The following is a 17981-nucleotide window of genomic DNA, read 5'->3' on the forward strand; positions in this document are numbered from 1 at the left end:
GACCGAATGTATGTGAAAAACAGCATACATTATGCTCACAAACAGACACACGGACCAAATGTATGTGCGACCGGAAGTCCAAAATTTCTATGGAGTCACGGCAATCCCATATCAGAAAAAATATAAGTGCAATCTATATAGTAGTGGTTTCCTTAATTTAACTCTGCTGATATAATGTTAGAATACATAACATGATAGAGTGGAGTGAACGTGCAGAATGGGAATTCGCCGGAGCAAGGCCGCTATCGTTATTATTTTGCTGCTAGGTGTGGGGTTGTATGGCTTATGGATGGAGATGTACTGGGTACATAAGGTTGTCTATCTGCTGCTGATGGTAGCGCTGGCTGGGCTTGCGCTGGATATGGGGCGGAACGGAGCGGTTGGAGCCCGGCAATTGGCGGAATCACAGAGCAAGGTAGAGCGGCTGGGCAATGAAATTGTTGTCACCTCGGACCGGCTGCATGGTGCTCTGGAGGAGATTACCCGTCATACCGAAGGGCTTCAGCAGACAGCGGACTATTCGCATGCCTACGAGGTGGAGCTGCAGACCCGCAGCAATGAGGCGAAGGCCAATATTGAGGGGGCTTTTGCCAGGATGGGCGGAGTCGCAGCAGTTACCGGACAGATTGGAGAGCTGACCGGACGGCTGAGTATGGCGATGCAGGCAGCACGTACAGGGATGGCGGGGATGGTGGATTCCCTGAAGAATACAGATGAGGTCATGGAGGAATTGCAGGAGCAGAGCGGAGATATGCTGGGCAAATTCACCGTGTTAAGCGGACATATTGCGCTGGTGGAGGAGATGAACGCCCTGATCGTAGGCATCGGCAATGAGACCTCGCTGCTGGCCCTGAACGCCTCGATTGAAGCTGCGCGGGCCGGGGAAGCGGGCCGCGGATTTGCTGTGGTCGCAGGCCGGATCAGGCAGCTGGCCGATCAGAGCCGGGATTCCGTGGAGCGCTCAACGGCGGTGCTGCGGGATCTCAATCATGGCGTACGGCAGGTGCTGGAGTCGGTCACGAAGGAGCAGACAGCGGTTGCGCATGGAGTGAATGAAGTGGCGAAGGTGAAGCAGCGCCTCGGGGATATCTCGGCCCGGGTGGAGGAAGTCGGGGTCATAGTTACGGAGTCAGCGGCTGCGGCAGAGCGGCAGAACAGTCTGATCGAAGAGGTGACCGGCGAGCTGAGCGGTGCAGTGGGGATTGTCAATGAGACCATAGCAGGCGTAGACCTGACCTTGGAGCAGGTGACCCGCCAGCGCACGCAGATTGGGCAGCTTAATGAGATCAGCGCAAGTCTGCTGCTGGAATCTCAGACCCTGCAGCAGTCAGTGAATGGCATTGCCGGACGCGAAGTCATTGAGCTGAGTCAATATACGGCGCGGCTTGAGGAAATGCAGACGGTGCTTCAGGAGATAGCAGCCAAGCAGGAGATGTGCGCGGGGGATGCGGACATCCATGGCAGAGTTCTTACGGCCTGTAAGAATAAGGTGCCGGATGTGCAGGCCATCTGGTCCAACCGGACGGATGGCACCTTCATCTACTCCGAGCCTGCGGCCGGGCTGCTGAATGCAAAGCGCCGGGACTGGTGGAACGGGGCAATGGCGGAAGGGCAGTACGTCTCGCAGCCGTATGTCTCGGCCATTACGAAGCGTTCCTGCATCACCCTCTCCAGAGCAATTACGAACAGTGACGGAGAGATTGTGGGTGTGGTGGGGATTGATCTGGCAGTCTAGGCTCCCTCATTTATCAAAAGGTGCAGCGGTTATTTTGAGGGGCTGTTACAGCCCCTATAGATTACTTTCGTTTGTTACGGCCAATTAAGCCGCCCACTATCCAAAAGATCAAAATGCCAACAAAGGCAAATACAATCCAAAAAGCTATACGCACAGGCTATCACTCCTTTAAAACAACCTTACGATAATAGTTAATTTTCCGCAATAGAAGGGCTTTTATACTCAGTGTGGGAACACGACATGCCTGGTTTGGAAATCCAATAGGATTACCTCAACCCTTAGCGGCGGCTGCGCAGATTGCTATAACCATTATCCCAACTTATAATGGACCGATAGCTTGTCCTATGGAGGCGTGAGTGTGCAATATAATTTGAGTATTCTGCTGCAATTGTTTGAGCGGGCAGCGCTGCTGCTGATGTGTCTGTTCGTCCTGAGCCGGGTGCCGCGGTTCAAGGAGATTTTTGCCAAAGGGGTGCATGCCCCTCAGGAGCTGGCGATTGTCACGGTTATCTTCAGCCTGTTCGCCATCTTCGGAACCTACAGCGGGATTAATGTGGAGGGGTCTCTGGTCAATGTGCGAATTATCGCCATTATCGCCGGGGGGATTCTGTTCGGCCCTTGGGTCGGGCTGATTACCGGGATCATCTCGGGGGTACACCGCTTCCTGATCGATATCGGCGGGGTGACCTCGCTCCCGTGTCTGATTACGAGCATTACAGCGGGCGTGGTATCCGGGATCATCTACCGGCGCACTTCGCCTGAACGCCGCTGGATCGCTGCCATTGCTGCCGGGATGGCCTGCGAGGCATTGACGATGGCGCTGATTCTGGTGATGGCTGATCCCCATTCGCTGGGCGTGGATATCGTGTCCAAGATTGCTTTTCCGATGATAGTGGGGCAGATCTGTGCCGGGCTGATCGTTACGCTTGTGCAGAGTGTAGAAGGGGAGAAAGAACGGATTGCCGCGAAGCAGTCCAAGCTGGCGCTGGAGATTGCCAATAAGACGCTTCCGTATTTCCGCAGTATTACTCCCGAGTCGCTGCGTACCATCTGCGGAATCATCCAGGAGGATATCGGGGCGGATGCGGTGGCAATTACCGATACCAGAGTCATTCTGGCCTACGTGGGTGTCGGGGAAGAATATTATGCCGAAGCCAATGAGATCATCAGTGAGGAGACGAAGCAGACGCTGAGCAGCGGGGAGATTACCATCCGTGACGACGATACCGAATACATGAACCGGGACATCCGCTCGCTGATCATTATCCCGCTGAAGGAGAAGGGGGAGGTGACGGGATCACTCAAGATCTACTATACCCACGCGCATAAAATCACCTATTCCCTCCAGGCCATGGCGGTAGGGCTGTCACAGATCATCTCCACGCTGATGGAGGTGTCACGGGTTGAGGGGATCAAGGAGATGGCCAACAAGGCCGAGCTGAAGGCACTGCAGACCAGCATCAACCCCCATTTTCTATTCAATGCGCTGAATGCAATTATCTCCTCCATCCGGATCGACCCGGACAAGGCGCGCGAGCTGATCGTCAATCTGTCGGGGTATATGCGGTATAATCTGGAGCTGACCGATGAGTCCATAGATATCCGGCGCGAGCTGCAGCAGGTGCAGCATTATGTGGAGATTGAAAAGGCCCGCTTCGGCAGCCGCCTGAGCGTTCTGTACGATATAGATGAGGTAGCGGTGCGCATTCCGAGTCTGGTCATTCAGCCGCTGGTGGAGAATGCGATTATCCACGGGATTTTGAAGGGGAAAGGGAACGGAACGATAGACATCTCGGTCAAAGACCACGGAGACAGCGTAAGGGTGCGGATTGCCGATACCGGAGCGGGGATCAGTGAAGAGACGATTGCGAAGGTCTACAGCGGAAGCATGGAGGGCAACAAAATCGGCCTCAACAACGTGCACCAGCGTATCAAGCTGATCTATGGCACGGGTCTGACCATCCGGCGGCTGGATAAGGGGACGGAAATCTATTTTGATGTGATAAAGGAGCAGCGATGAGAGCGATCATTGTCGAGGATGAAGTGCTGGCAAGACAGGAGCTTACGTATCTGATTCAGACCCACAGCCGGATCAAAATTGCGGCGGAATTCGAGGACGGGCTGGATGCGCTGAAGTATCTGCAGACGGATACGGTGGATGTGATTTTCCTGGATATTAATATCCCTTCGATTGACGGGGTGCTGCTGGCCCATAATATCAGCCGGTTCGCGGTCAAACCGTATATTGTGTTCATTACAGCTTATAAGGAGCATGCCGCCGAGGCGTTCGAGATTGAAGCGTTCGACTATATTCTGAAGCCTTACAGTGAGACGCGGATCAGAGCGATGCTGCAGAAGCTGGAGGGTGCCATTGCGGCCGGGAGCCGCCAGGGGGAAGAGGGACCGGTGAAGCTGGGCAGCGATAAGGTCAATCTGTGGAAAAATGAAAAGATTATCGTCGTCGATGCAGACGAAATCTATTATGCTTCGGCGCAGGAGAAAACAACGAGTGTGATCACCAAGGGGGAGGAATACAGCATGGCCCTCAGTATCAGTGAATTCCATACCCGCCTGCCGCAGGAGCAGTTCTTCCGCTGTCACCGCTCCTATCTGGTCAATCTGTCCAAAATCAAGGAAATCATCCCCTGGTTCAACAATACCTATCTGCTAAGGCTGCGGGATCTGAATGCCCAAGTTCCAGTCAGCCGCAGCAAGGTGAAGGAATTCAGGCAGATTATGCGTCTCTAACGGCAGTTCATTCCCCGTCAGTGTCATCTCATTCCGGATTTCTCTCAGAAGGCCCTCCTTTCGCTACAATGAAGAGGCAAAGTAAGCCTTGAAGCGATTTCAGCGACTTCAGAGAGAAAGAGGGAAATTCTGATGATAACGGATACAGCCAGTAAACGGTGGCTCATCGTATTAGGTACAGTGATTATGCAAATGGGACTCGGTACCATCTACACCTGGAGCCTGTTCAACGCACATCTTGTTAGTACATTTGGTTTTGAGCTTAGCTCAGTTTCGATAACGTTCTCTATTACCAGCTTTGCCTTGGCCTTCGCCACGCTGTTCGCAGGCAAGCTGCAGGACCGGTTCGGTCTCCGCAGACTGACCGCAGCTTCAGGTATCCTGCTGGGACTGGGGCTGATGCTAAGCTCACAGGCCAGTTCCCTGCCGATGTTCTACCTGCTGGCTGGCGTAGTGGTCGGGTATGCTGATGGCACGGCGTATATTACTTCGCTGTCCAACCTGATGAAGTGGTTCCCGAAGCATAAGGGACTGATCTCCGGGGTGTCCGTGGGTGCTTACGGAACGGGCAGTCTGATCTTCAAATACATCAACGGCAGCCTGATTGAATCGGCGGGGGTGTCGAATGCTTTTCTATACTGGGGCCTGATGGTCATGCTGATGATCCTCCTCGGCTCGTTGCTTATCCGGGAGGCTCCGGTGGCTGCACCTGCTGTAACTGCTGCGGGAAACCGGGCATCGTCCGCTTCCGGGGCGGCTCTGCTGCCCAAGGATTATACCGTGAAGGAAATGCTCCGCACGAAGGAAGCGTACCTGCTGTTCGTGATTTTCTTCACCGCCTGTATGAGCGGCCTCTATCTGATCGGTATCGTGAAGGATATCGGTGTGCAGCTGGCGGGTATGGATGTGGCGACGGCGGCGAATGCTGTAGCGATGATCGCTATTTTTAATACGGCTGGACGCCTGATTCTTGGCGCATTATCCGACCGGGTAAGCCGCACCAAGCTGATTAGTATCACGCTCGCGGTAACGGCAGTGGCGATGTTTACCCTCAGCTATGCCACACTGAGCTATGGCCTGTTCTTCGCCTGTGTGGCGGCCATCGCCTTCTGCTTCGGCGGTAACATTACCGTCTTCCCGGCGATTGTCAGTGACTTCTTCGGCCTGAAGAATCACAGCAAGAACTACGGCATCATCTATCAGGGCTTCGGGATCGGCGCGCTGTCCGGTTCATTCATCGCCGCCTTCCTCGGCGGGTTCAAGCCTACTTTTAACATCATCGGTCTGCTGTGTATTCTGGCCTGTATCCTGGCGGTTTCGCTTAAGCCTCCGGTAGCCAGAGCAGCCAAAGCCAAGGGAATGAGCCTGAAGCCTTCACGGCATACGGCTTAAACCATATATCGACTTATCGACTTACGTCGGCTTAAAGTAGTATAGACAAAGAGAATAGCTTTTGGAGAAGAGATGTCCTACGTTCGCGTGAGCGGGTGGTGGAGGTCTTTTTTTCATGGTCGAAAACAAACATGTCTTTCGAGGCACAACTCCAGCATGAAAATGAGCAGTGTACCTAATACAGAATGTCGTCCGTTCAACTGTTTAACGTACTTAATTCAGCAAACCGACCACAAATGGGCTGGACGCGCTGCGTCGGCCAAATGTAATCGAAAAACCGACTACAATTGGACTGGGTGCGCCGCGTCGGCCAAATGTAATCGAAAAACCGACTACAATTGGACTGGGTGGGTAGCGTCGGCCAAATGTAATCGAAAAACCGATCACAATTGGACTGGGTGCGCCGCATCGGCTAAATGTAATCGAAAAACCGATCACAATTGGCCCGGACGCGCTTCGTCGGCTAAATGTGGTCGAAAAACAGGCATGACAAGACAGAGGCCTTGTCACCCCCAGGAATGAAAATAAGTCGGGTGCATCAGTCGCATCCATTCTAAATGAGGCTGGAGTCGTCAACACTACATATACAAATCAAAGGGCGGAAACGGTTACTGGGACACACCCCGTTCGAAAAACCGTTCTATTGCGCTTTTCGAGCATCGCCTATTGTAGCCCCCAAAAGTACGTGTATTAAATTACACTCACTCGAGCGCATGATTTGTAAACTGACGATGGAGGATGGTTGGAATGGATGCTGTACGTATGTGTTGTGCCGGTCTGGACGTGCACCAGGAAACCGTTGTGGCCTGCGTGATGAAAGGACCGATCGAACAGAAACCCCAATGTCACCTGAAAACCTTTGGGACGACAACCAAAGAATTGCTAGGCCTGCAAGATTGGCTGAGTGAACACGGGTGTCGGGAGGTGGTGATGGAGAGTACCGGCGTGTTATGGAAACCGGTATGGAACATCTTAGAGGGCAGTTGTGACCTCGTCCTGGCCAACGCCCGGCGGGTAAAGAATACGCCGGGTCGAAAAACGGACATGCAAGATGCGCGCTGGTTAGCGCAATTGCACCGTTGCGGGCTCATTGAAGGCAGTATGGTGCCAGAACAAGACATCCGGGATTTGCGGGATTTGACCCGTTACCGGAGTAAGATGGTGCAGGCGGTGACGGCGGAGAAAAACCGCATTCACAAAATCCTGCAGGATGCCAACATCAAACTAACCACTTCTATGTCCGATCTATATGGGGTTTCGGGACGGGGCCTGCTCCAAAAGATCATGGACGGCGAGGTCGTGGACGAAGTGACCGTTAAAAACCTGGTCAAAACCCGTTTAAAAAAGAAAGTTCCGCAGCTACTCGACGCGCTCAATGGCAAGTTGCGCCGTCATCATCGGGAGATGATTCGAGACCACTGGGACCATTTGGTCTATTTGGAGAAAAGAATCACGGAACTGGAAACTCGAATCGAGGCGAAGGCAGAACCGTACCTGGAGGTAATTGAACAAATGGACTCCATTCCAGGAATAGAGCGGATATCTGCCGTGACCATTTTTGCCGAAGTGGGGCCGCATGTCGCGGAAATGTTCCCAAGTGATGCGCAGTTTGCTTCATGGGCGGGAGTGTGTCCAGGGAACAACGAAAGCGCGGGAAAGCGAAGAAAGTCAAAAACGATGCAAGGGAACAAGCATCTGAAAGGGGCGTTGTGTCAGGCGGCTTGGGCGAACGCTCGCTCCTCGAACCGGATCGGCCAATTCTTTCGACGAATCCGGAAGAGACGAGGAGACAAAAAAGCAAACGTCGCCACTGCGCATTTGCTGATTCGAATCCTCCATGCCCTAATGCGGGAGAAGAGGTCATACCAAGAAATAGACGTCTCACTAGGCGATGAGACGTCCAAGAAAACTCGGTTGGATCGGTATGTGCAATATATCCAGCAGTTAGGATATAGCGTGCAACTAAATCCTACCCCATAGTCTTCCCTTTTTCAAAAAAAACGAAACGTTTTTTGGGGTGGTGGGTCTTTTTTTGTCAAAATCCAATCTGCGGCGCGTTTTCCGGTACTTTTATTTTCGTATTAAACCGACCACATTTAGCGCGGTGGAGGTGCGTGGGCTGCCGAGAACAGGCGCATGGTGGTATGAGCGGGTATGGCTGAGTCAGAGTCAGCGGATATAGCAAAAAGGCATCCGGGAGGGCGTAGGGTTACGCTCTAACGGGTGCCTTTATGTTAATTAAATGGTTGGAGAAGCGATGGGCCGGGGGCTTAGCCTTCCAGCAGCAGGGATTCCGGGTCCTCCAGCAATTCCTTGACTCTGACGAGGAAGCTGACTGCTTCTGATCCGTCCACGATCCGGTGATCGTAGGACAAGGCGATGTACATCATCGGACGGTTGACCGTGCGCTCCTCATCCAGCGCGATGGGGCGCAGCTGGATCTTGTGCATGCCGAGAATGCCGACCTGCGGGGTATTGAGGATTGGTGTGGACAGCAGGGAGCCGAACACTCCGCCGTTCGTGATGGTGAAGGTACCGCCCTGAAGCTCCGGCAGGCTGAGCGTATTGGCGCGCGCCTTGGAGGCCAGCTCGCCGATACGCCGCTCGATCTCTGGGAAGCTAAGCCGGTCGGCATCGCGGACGACGGGTACGACCAGGCCTTCCTTGGCAGCTACGGCAATGCCGATGTCGTAATATTTCTTCAGCAGGAGATCTTCTCCGTCGATCTCGGCGTTCAGCATCGGGTAAGCCTTGAGCGCGCCGATGACGGCCTTGGTGAAGAAGGACATGAAGCCGAGTCCGACCTCGTGCTTCTCCTTGAAGGCATCCTTGCGGCGCTTGCGGATGTCGAGAATGGCCGTCATGTCCACCTCGTTGAAGGTGGTCAGCATCGCGGCCGTCTGCTGCGCTTCGACCAGGCGGCTGGCAATCGTCAGCCGCCGCCGCGACATGCGCTTGCGCTCGGTGGCTTTGCCGTCCTCGGCATGCGGCGCCTTGCCCGCTGCCTGCGGCGCGGGCTTCGCCGGCTCCGGCCGCACGGCCGCCGGAGCTGCTGGCGCAGCGGCCTGCGGCCCGGCTGCGCCATGACCATCCACATCGGCCTGACCGATCCGGCCGATAGGGTCGCGGGCACTGACCTCGCCGAGGTCGATGCCCCGCTCCCGCGCCAGCTTGCGCGCCCCCGGCGAAGCCAGGGCCGCAGTGCCTGCCGCCGCACCTTCGGCGGCGGCTGGAGCCGTTACCGCAGCGGCCGGTTCAGCCGCTGCGGCACTTGCGGCAGCAGCAGGCGCGCTGCCGCTCTGCGGTGTATTATCTGCTGCAGGCTTGCCCCCGCTGGCAGCACCTGCCCCGGCGGCGCTGCCGATGATGCCGATGGCTTCGCCAACGGCAACGTTCTCGCCCGCCTGGCGCAGGATGGAGGAGATGACGCCGTCCTCCTCCGCACTGATCTCGAGATTGACCTTGTCGGTCTCAAGCTCGGCAAGCACATCTCCCTGGCCGACAGTGTCGCCTTCTTTAACCAGCCATTTGTAGATCGTTCCTTCGGAAATCGATTCGCCCAAATCGGGTACTTTTATCTCGGACACAGGCCGTACCTCCCCAAATATAGTGGTGTGCGTGATATCGGATGACCGCCTTGCTGTGCTCAGGAAGACGGTACAGGTGCTTGCACTGCAGCATTCAATTTCAGGGCTTCCCGGACAATGCGCCGCTGCTCGAAGCTGTGGACATCCGCGTAGCCGCTGGCTGGGCTGGAGCGGTCCGGACGGCCGATGTACTGGACAGTGACCTTCTGCGGTGCGATGGCGCGCAGCCGGGATTCGGCATACGTCCACCCGCCCATATTCTTCGGTTCTTCCTGCACCCAGACGATCTCCTCCAGAGAGCTGAAGCTGCTCAGGTGAGCGCCAAGCTCGCGTTCCGGGAACGGATAGAGCTGTTCCATGCGCAAAATGTGCAGCCAGGAGAAGTCCTGTCCGCGCGTTGCCTCGAGCTCCGTCTGGAGATCGATGCCCACCTTGCCGCTGCATACCACGAGGCGCTTCACGGCTTCCGGCTTACTGCCGAGCAGCGGCTCGGGAAGAACCGGCTGGAAGGTGCCCGAAGCGAGATCCGCTCCGGCTGAGGTGCTGCGCGTGTTACGGATCAGGCTCTTCGGCGCCATGATCACCAGCGGCCGGGCATCCGGTTGTCCGCAGAGCGCGGCCTGACGGCGGAGCAGATGGAAATACTGCGCAGCGCTGGTCAGGTTGGCTACAGTCCAGTTCTCCTCGGCGGAGAGCTGGAGGAACCGTTCCATTCGGCCGCTGGAGTGCTCTGGTCCTTGGCCTTCATAGCCATGAGGCAGCAGGATCGTCAGATTGCTGCGCTGCGTCCACTTAGCACGGCCGGCGGAAATGAACTGGTCGATAATGACCTGAGCGGCATTGGCGAAGTCGCCATATTGAGCCTCCCAGATGACGAAGGTCTCCGGTGCGAACACGTTATAACCATATTCGAAGCCGAGGACAGAGGCCTCGGACAGCGGACTGTTGTAGACGCCGAAGGAAGCGCTGGAATCACTCAGCTGATGCAGCGGAGAATAGAGTTCGCCGTTCTCGCTGTCATGCAGCACCAGATGGCGGTGGGCGAAGGTGCCGCGCTGTGAATCCTGTCCGCTGAGGCGGATCGGCGTGCCATCCTTCAGGATGGTAGCGAAGGCCAGTGTCTCTGCCAGCGCCCAGTCTACCCGCTCTCCGTCATTCAGCGCATCCTTGCGGCGCTGCAGAATCCGTTCCAGCTTCGGATAGACCTTGAAGCCTGCCGGTACGCGCAGCAGCTCGCGGTTAATCTCCTGCAGACCAGCCAGAGGGAAGGCAGTCGGACGCTGTTGGGGACTGCCATTATCCAGCGCGACGGCGGTTTTGGACTCCGCATTCTTCTGCTTGCCTTCCTTCATCTGATCGAAGGCCTGCTGAAGGACGCTCTCCGCCTCGGCAATCATGTTCTTCAGATCATCGGTTGTGATTACCTTCTCGCGCTCCAGGCGTTCTGCATAAGCGCGGTACACAGTAGGGTGGTTCCGCACTTTGCCGTACACAATCGGCTGGGTCGTCTCGGGATCATCCATTTCATTATGTCCGTGGCGGCGGTAGCCGATCAGATCAATCAGGAAGTCCTTCTTGAACATATGGCGGTAAGCGCTGGCCAGACGGACTGCGGCAATACAGGCTTCCGGGTCATCGGCATTGACATGCACGATTGGAATCTCATACCCTTTGGCCAGGTCGCTGGCATAATGGGTGGAGCGGGAATCCTCGCTCTCGGTGGTGAAGCCGATCCGGTTATTGACGATAATATGCACGGTACCGCCATTCTGATAACCCTGCAATTTGCCGATATTAAGCGTCTCAGCGACAATACCTTCGCCAGGGAAGGCTGCATCGCCGTGCATCAGCACAGCCATAGCCTTGCTTGTGTTCAGCTTAGGCAGTCCCGGAGCGTTGCGTTCTTCCTGTGCGGCGCGTGTGAAGCCCTCGACGACAGGATTGACGAATTCAAGATGGCTCGGGTTATTGGCCAGCGTGATCCGGGTACGCACGGTCTCGCCTTCGCGGACGGCACGGTCAGCCCCGAGATGGTACTTCACATCACCGCTCCACCCGTAGGTCACGCCCATGGAGCCTTCCGAAGGGAACAGCTCTTTATTCGGCGAATGATGGAACTCTGAGAAAATAATATCATAAGGCTTGCCCAGAATATGGGCCAGCACATTAAGTCTTCCGCGGTGGGCCATACCCATCAGGATATGCTCGGCGCCGTCATGCGCTGCAGCCCGCACAATCTCATCCAGCATCGGCACAAGGGCATCATTGCCCTCCAGGCTGAAGCGCTTTTGGCCGACGAAGGTCTTGTGCAGGAAGGTCTCGAAATGCTCCACCTGAACCAGCCGCTTCAGCAGCTCTTTGCGTTCTGTATTATTCAGCGGGGCAGGGGAGGTCATCGATTCCGCCTGGCTGTTGAGCCAGCGCAGCTCGCGTTCATCATGCACATGCCCGAATTCATAAGCAATGGTCTGTGTATAAGCCTGGCGCATTCTGTGGACGGCATCCATCGCGGTATGCACATCCGCAGGGGCATTATCCCAGATCAGCGAAGCGGGCAGGGCATTAAGATCCTCACGGGTAAGCTCGTAGGTCTCCAGCTCCAGCCATTTGGCCATCGGGTTCGTGCTGCGCTCCAGCGGGTCAATGTCTGCGGCCATATGGCCATATATTCGAATATTGGCGATCAGCTTCGAGGCCTTGACAGCCTTCTTGAGCCACTCGGCATCTGCTGATACGGCAGGCCTTGGAGCCCTCTCGGCATCGGGTGCCAGTGGAGGGGGGCCGGATACGGTGAAGAGATCGCGGTAATGCTGTTCAACAGAAGAGGGGTCCTTGACAAATTGCTCATATCTTTCTTGGATGTAGCCCAGGTTGGGGCCGTAGTATTTGCTCCATACTGTGTCGTTATAGGGCTCTTTGACTGCCATGAATAGGTCCTCCTAACGGATAAACTCCACGCGAGGCATCCAGTGTGCCACTTGGCGGAGCTGCAAATGTTTGCGGTTTCATTCTCATCCTATTGTGCTACTTTCCGGCGGGGTAATCAATTCATACTTTCGGTCAATCCGTTCGCAATTTGGCATGATTCATTACAGTATTCATACGGAACTATCATAAATAGAAAAAACTTATATAACAGCCCGTTATACATACAAATGGGTAATTGTCTCTATACGATGTTGCGTGCAGCGGCAAGTCGGGGCGGATGGGGTTCCCTTTAGTATAATTAAACTATTAGCTAGTGTTTGAACTTGGAACTGGAAATATTTATACAAGCCGCTGGCAATTTCAGCTAAGTTTCCTCACATTTTTTCATAAAAAAATTCCAGAAAACGACACACTAATTGCGTATGATCTTGTATAATGTTATTGCGGAGAACGGTTTCATCGATTCTTGCCAGATCCTTTCATGATGGAAAGGGTCCAGTAAAAGGTAAACCTGCCGAAAGACAGGGGCACAAAGTCTCGGATCTAAAGTAGAAATACTACAAAGTAGCAATACTACTATGATGGCCGGACTGCCTGGGGACGCGAAAATTCTAGGAGGAGATTTCTTGGATATGTCCAACCAGGGGAATGACGAGCTGCAGGCAGTAGATCTGGATTTAGAATGGGTGCACTTGCTGATGTCTGCCAAGCAGGCGGGGATCGCGGCGGAGGATATCCGCCGGTTTCTAAGTGAGAAGGCGCTCCAGGCGATGTAAGGCGGTCATCATTGTTCGGATACATACAGAAAAGGCACAGCGTCCGGTACGCTGTGCCTTTTCTGTATGCCGCTTGAAAGGCTGCCTTCGCCGAAGGCGGCCTCCCTGCCGTGCGGAGTCTTCCCTGTGGCATATAATGCCCGTCTAGTTGTCCTTTTGTTCCATGCGCCATTTCTGGTAATCGAGGAATTCCTTGAATTCGCGTTTGCTTATACCGGAGGCCATGGCCTCCTGAACAAGCCGGAACCATTCCCCGTCCAGAGCCTGTTCTTCCGTCTCTGCCAGTCCGCCATACAACAGTGCATGAATGGATACCTGAAGCGCGTCAGCGATTTTTTCGATGAATTGAATGGAGGGGTTGGATTGAATGTTCCGTTCCACATTACTGAGGTATGATTTCGCCACATCAGCCTTATCGGCAAGCTCGGATAACGAATAGCCCTTCTCCAGCCGGAGTTTGTGGATGCGGCTTCCCATAGTATCTGACACGATTACAACGCCCTCCGTACTTTTTTTGGTGAAAAATAAGAAGTGATATGCTTCGCGCTATACATTCTCCTTATCTTTCTCGTTGAAACGGTACCGCCCGTTCAAAGGCCGGCAAAGCCGTTTTCTCTTGTCAGTATAACAAAAATCCGCAAAACGGACAAAAATCCTTGAACCCGGCAGCGGGAAAAAAGAAACGGCATACCCGGCCCGGATGAGGGAGGATATGCCGTCTTGATGGATTGCTGAAACGCTGCCTTCCTAATAAAAGGACGGCAAAGCCATTTTCACTTGTATAGGCTGGCCCCTGATCTACTTGGCTTCTCCCACTCCTTGAAGAGCATCGAAGGTCCAGTTCAGAGCTAAGCCGTCACCCTGGAAAATGTTCTGATCGAGCGTGTTGTCTACGAATTCGAAGGCGATCTTGAAGGTCTTGGACCCGGCGGCGGCAATCCCTCCTGGCAGTACACCTGCTGCTACGAGATCGTAGCTGGGGGTGTTTTTCAGATCCTTCAGGGAGATCTCGGACAGCACATGACCGCTTAGTGAACCGCCGGTGTACGTATTATCCAGGAGCTTGACCTTGAAGTGGTCTCCGAGATCCTGGCCCGCGTTATCGCCCTTGGCATCGGTCACGGTGTAAGTGGTGGCAAGCTTGAGGAATTTGATATCCAGTGTGCCGTCATTGGACAAGGTGAAGGTGCGGACGGTGTAGTCTCCCGGCTTCAGATTCGTCAGCGCTACCGGAGTATTGAAGGAAGAGCCGAGCTTCAGCGTACCCGCTGCGAAGGTTGCCGTGCTGGTAGCTGTGGAGCTGAAGTAAGCGAAGGTGCCCCCGCCAATTAAAGACAAGCCCAGTGCTGCCGATGCTACGCCAAGACCCAATGTTTTTTTGATACCCATTATTTATTTCCTCCTCGAATGGTTTGTTTTTGTGGAATTATTTGAGCGTGCCTTTCTCCTGGTTGGCTTCGAAATTCAGAGTCAGTGCAAGCGTGTCGCCCTGATAATAGTTCTGCGGCTGGAGGGTCTCCTTGAAGGCGAACTGGATGGTCAGGTTATCCGAGGTGCCGGCTTTGATGCCGGACTTCTCTCCGCCTAAGATCGCTCCGAGAATTCCCCGGGCCACCAGATCGGGACTCTCCTGCTCCAGATCGGCCAGCGAGATGACCAGGAGCGGCGATTCCTTCTTATCCTTGTTCACGAGGAAGGTCACAATAATATCATCCTTGAAATTATGGGAGCCGTTGTCTCCCTGGGCGTCTGTAATGGCCGATGAGGTGCGCAGTACCACTTTAGGAATATTGAGCGTCCCGTCATTTTTGAGCTTGAAGTCCCGTAAGACGGTATCGCCCGGCTTGAGATTGCTGAGATTAACAATGACGGAGGGATCAGATTGTAATGATAAAGTTCCGTTGTTAAAAGAAGCTGAGGAAGTAGAAGTGCTGCTGAAGTAAGCGAAGGTGCCTCCGCCGACCAGGGTTAAGCCTAATGCTGCCGATACAACGCCGAGACCTAATGTTTTTTTGACGTTCATTTGTTCATCCCTCTCTTATGAGTCTGCTTTGTGCATAGCCGGTGCTTCCGGCAAGCTGTATTGTGGCTCCGCGTTTCGTAAACGGGAGAGAACAATTGATCATTGTACGAGATCAGTCAGAGTATCCGGCCCGCCGCTGCTGGCTGCGGATGACGGGGCATTCTTCTTTTCCAGTGCCGCAACGGCCTTCCAGGAAGAATACAGCGCGTAGAGAAGCAGGAGCAGTCCGGGAATAATCATCAGCACTACGCTTCCAGCTTTGGAGACTGCGAAGCTCATGGCATAGCCCACATAGGGGACGGTCACGCCGGTGTACTCACCTACCACATTCGTGGAACTGACGGCTGCGGTGTCGGCTGAATCATTATTGTCGCCCTTGGTGGTGTAGCTGGCTTCCCCCAGAGCACTGTTCAGCTCGGCAGCGACCACGCGGTGGGTAATCAGAATATTATCGGGATTCAGAAAAGTGATCACATCACCCTTCTGGAACCGGGTCATGTCCCCGCCCGGCTTAATGGCCACAATGGAACCGGTCTGGATGCCGGGCTCCATGGAGCCGGATAATACCGTCTTGATCTGGTAGCCGAAGAAGGAGGGCTCGCCGCCGGAGGCTTTGGAGATGACAACGGCTGTGATTAGCACCAGGAACACTAAAAGAATCAGAGTGGAAATTATCGTATTGACTATTTTTCGGATGCGCATCTTATTCGCCGCCTTTGCTGGGTTCAGATTGTGGAGCCGGTGTAGCTGTAGGAGCAGGCTGCGCGCCGTCCATTACAGTGCCTGGAATTACGCTGCCGGGTAATGGATCTGGAGTTGCTTCCGGTAAAAGAATCTCAGACGCCGGAGTGGCAGTGGGAATAACCTCTGCTGCTGCTGAAGCTGTGGGGACTGGATTGTCCTCTACAGGCACTGCGGGAGCAGGCTCCTCTCCCGGCTGGCTTTTGTCCGGAAGACTGGTTGCGGCCGGCTGGTTCTGTGCTTGTTCATGCTCCAGCTTCAGCGCTTCGTCAGCAGCCTTCTGCTTCTCTATGGCGAGCCGCTGGGCTTCCTCCGCTCTGGCTTTATCGGCCTTTTCAAGCGCCAGGCGTTCCTCTTCCTGTGCCTTCGCTTTGTCCTCAAGGGTTGTTTTGGCTTCAGCGATTTCTGTGAGCCGCTCCTGTAAGGTATGGATTGTGGAGAACAGGGTGTCCTTGGACGCCGTTAATTCGGTATTCAACTGCTCATACGTGGCCAGCAGCGCGGGGGATACCTGCGAATCTGCTTGGTAGGCGCTGGTTACGAATGAGAGGATAGGCTCTTCAGCAGGGAAGCTGTAGTCATCCTGCCGGAGCAAGACGCGGTCCGGATTGCCGGTGGGCAAGGATCCGCCGATATCATGAATCGAGCCAAGATACTGCACAATTCCGCTTAACGTCTCTGCCAGCGATTCCGACAGAATCCCGCTTTGATGAAGGCTCTCTTGAATCTGGTCGAAGAACTGGGCATCACGGATTTCCAGACAGTTAGGATCGAGGTTCACCATATATCCTCCAAGCTTGTGCAGAATGGCCGCTGCATTGCCAATTTCCTGCAGAATGTGTTGCCAGACCGTCCCATTGAAGCTCAGCTGCTTCTCCAGCAGGTCGATCTCGCTGCCAGCTTGAGTAAGCTCGGACGAGAGTTCGTCCGCAGCCTGATCCAGCTCTGCAAGCGACAGCTCTCCGGCAGCGACTGAGGTGTTATACACTCCGCTGATGCTATGGCTGCCAAGGGAAGCTTTCAGCTCTATGATGGTGTTTAGATGCCCGCTGAATTCCGACAACAACTGCTCAATCTGACCCGGGAAAACCGAGCACAGCCCGATGGAGCTGATCTGTTCCTGGGAGGTGTTGAACTCTCCATAGGTGCTGCCGATCTGGCCTGAGGTGTACATCAGGAGCACAGATACGGCCATACCCGATTGCAGAATCCGCAGGCCGAGATTCCTGGTTTTCCGTTTGCGCCGCTTGGCAGATCTGGGGTACATAGCTAAGCCCCCTCTCGAGTTGCTAATGAATAATTCGTTATATTCGTTCTTAATAAAGAACGATATCGTAAGCAAATCATACACTGTGCTGCTCAGAAAAGAAAAATGTTATTTTCAGCGGAATGTTCGCAATAAAGTACGAAATGTATGAGATCTCTCGATTTATCTGACGATCTCGCTGTTTTTCACAAATGTTCTTTATAAAGAACGGTCGGCGGGCGTGGCTGGTAGGAGCGGAGAAAGGTGAGGGGGAGACGAGGGGGAGGTAAAGTGCATAGGAGTTATCCGCTGATAGTGGGCGGGAGGTGGAAATGAGGGGCATTAGTGCCCCTGAATGGGGCAAAAGTGGGCGGGAGGTGGAAATGAGGGGCATTAGTGCCCCTGAATGGGGCAAAAGTGGGCGGTAGGCGGAAATGAAGAGCACAAGTGCCCCTGAATGGGGCGAAAGTGGGCGGCGAGCGGGAATGAGGGGCATAAGTGCCCCTGAATGGGGCGAAAGTGGGCGGCGAGCGGAAATGAGGGGCATAAGTGCCCCTGAATGGGGCAAAAGTGGGCGGCGAGCGGAAATGAGGGGCATAAGTGCCCCTGAATGGGGCGAAAGTAGGCGGCGAGCGGGAATGAGGGGCATAAGTGCCCCTGAATGGGGCAAAAGTGGGCGGCGAGCGGAAATGAGGAAAGTAATTGGACTCAATGTATGCGAAAAACAGGCATGACAAGACAGAGGCCTTGTCACCCCCAGGAATGAAAATAAGTGGGTGGCATCCGTCGCATCCATTCTAAATGA

At 54.5% G+C, this 17981-nt stretch carries 13 protein-coding genes and 1 riboswitch; of the genes, 6 read left to right on the forward strand and 7 right to left on the reverse strand.

Translation table 11 applies throughout. The features are described from left to right. The first annotated feature begins 217 nt into the window (after positions 1 to 217). The 5 genes from J2Z70_RS20605 (at position 218) to J2Z70_RS20625 (ending at position 7855) form a co-directional block, all read left to right on the forward strand. Positions 218 to 1735 carry a methyl-accepting chemotaxis protein gene (locus J2Z70_RS20605; protein WP_209876330.1) on the forward strand — a complete coding sequence of 506 codons (1518 nt, stop codon included), beginning with the start codon at positions 218 to 220 and terminating at the stop codon, positions 1733 to 1735. A gap of 415 nt (positions 1736 to 2150) precedes the next feature. Continuing rightward, complete coding sequence (locus tag J2Z70_RS20610; protein WP_209876360.1) at positions 2151 to 3755, forward strand: LytS/YhcK type 5TM receptor domain-containing protein; 1605 nt, start codon at positions 2151 to 2153, stop codon at positions 3753 to 3755. Beyond that, the gene (locus J2Z70_RS20615; RefSeq protein WP_209876332.1) at positions 3752 to 4483 is read left to right on the forward strand and encodes a LytR/AlgR family response regulator transcription factor; all 732 of its coding nucleotides are present in this window, start codon (positions 3752 to 3754) and stop codon (positions 4481 to 4483) included. The genes J2Z70_RS20610 and J2Z70_RS20615 overlap by 4 nt, the downstream gene beginning before the upstream one ends. A gap of 135 nt (positions 4484 to 4618) precedes the next feature. After that, positions 4619 to 5875 carry an L-lactate MFS transporter gene (locus J2Z70_RS20620; protein ID WP_425355122.1) on the forward strand — a complete coding sequence of 419 codons (1257 nt, stop codon included), beginning with the start codon at positions 4619 to 4621 and terminating at the stop codon, positions 5873 to 5875. Between the two features lie 747 nt (positions 5876 to 6622). After that, positions 6623 to 7855, forward strand: a complete 1233-nt coding sequence (locus J2Z70_RS20625; protein ID WP_209876336.1) for an IS110 family RNA-guided transposase — start codon at positions 6623 to 6625, stop codon at positions 7853 to 7855. A 290-nt stretch (positions 7856 to 8145) separates the two neighbouring features. Here the strand turns inward: J2Z70_RS20625 and odhB are convergent, their stop codons facing one another. Further along, positions 8146 to 9462 carry a 2-oxoglutarate dehydrogenase complex dihydrolipoyllysine-residue succinyltransferase gene (gene odhB / locus J2Z70_RS20630; protein WP_209876363.1) on the reverse strand — a complete coding sequence of 439 codons (1317 nt, stop codon included), beginning with the start codon at positions 9460 to 9462 and terminating at the stop codon, positions 8146 to 8148. Between the two features lie 59 nt (positions 9463 to 9521). After that, positions 9522 to 12389, reverse strand: coding sequence for a 2-oxoglutarate dehydrogenase E1 component (locus J2Z70_RS20635; protein WP_209876338.1), 2868 nt, complete (start codon positions 12387 to 12389; stop codon positions 9522 to 9524). A gap of 495 nt (positions 12390 to 12884) precedes the next feature. Beyond that, positions 12885 to 12988, forward strand: a riboswitch (cyclic di-GMP riboswitch). Between the two features lie 34 nt (positions 12989 to 13022). Between J2Z70_RS20635 and J2Z70_RS20640 the strand changes: the two genes are divergently transcribed. Then, a complete protein-coding gene (locus J2Z70_RS20640; RefSeq protein WP_143803895.1) occupies positions 13023 to 13166 on the forward strand; it encodes an anti-repressor SinI family protein in 144 nt (47 codons plus the stop codon). 144 nt (positions 13167 to 13310) lie between these two features. On the opposite strand, the gene J2Z70_RS20645 is transcribed toward J2Z70_RS20640, so the two are convergent. From J2Z70_RS20645 to J2Z70_RS20665, 5 genes are all read right to left on the reverse strand, one after another. Continuing rightward, positions 13311 to 13643 carry a helix-turn-helix domain-containing protein gene (locus J2Z70_RS20645; RefSeq protein WP_036732876.1) on the reverse strand — a complete coding sequence of 111 codons (333 nt, stop codon included), beginning with the start codon at positions 13641 to 13643 and terminating at the stop codon, positions 13311 to 13313. Positions 13644 to 13964: 321 nt separating this feature from the next. After that, on the reverse strand, positions 13965 to 14555 hold the full coding sequence (locus tag J2Z70_RS20650; RefSeq protein ID WP_036732873.1) for a TasA family protein: 591 nt from the start codon (positions 14553 to 14555) through the stop codon (positions 13965 to 13967). Between the two features lie 37 nt (positions 14556 to 14592). Beyond that, entirely contained in the window at positions 14593 to 15189 is a 597-nt protein-coding gene (locus tag J2Z70_RS20655; protein ID WP_036732870.1) for a TasA family protein, read from the reverse strand. Positions 15190 to 15288: 99 nt separating this feature from the next. After that, positions 15289 to 15891, reverse strand: coding sequence for a signal peptidase I SipW (gene sipW / locus J2Z70_RS20660; RefSeq protein ID WP_209876340.1), 603 nt, complete (start codon positions 15889 to 15891; stop codon positions 15289 to 15291). A gap of 1 nt (position 15892) precedes the next feature. Continuing rightward, complete coding sequence (locus J2Z70_RS20665; RefSeq protein ID WP_209876343.1) at positions 15893 to 17197, reverse strand: hypothetical protein; 1305 nt, start codon at positions 17195 to 17197, stop codon at positions 15893 to 15895. Between the last annotated feature and the right edge of the window lie 784 nt (positions 17198 to 17981).

It is taken from the genome of Paenibacillus silagei (assembly GCF_017874735.1).
GTDB lineage: Bacteria > Bacillota > Bacilli > Paenibacillales > Paenibacillaceae > Paenibacillus_AQ > Paenibacillus_AQ silagei.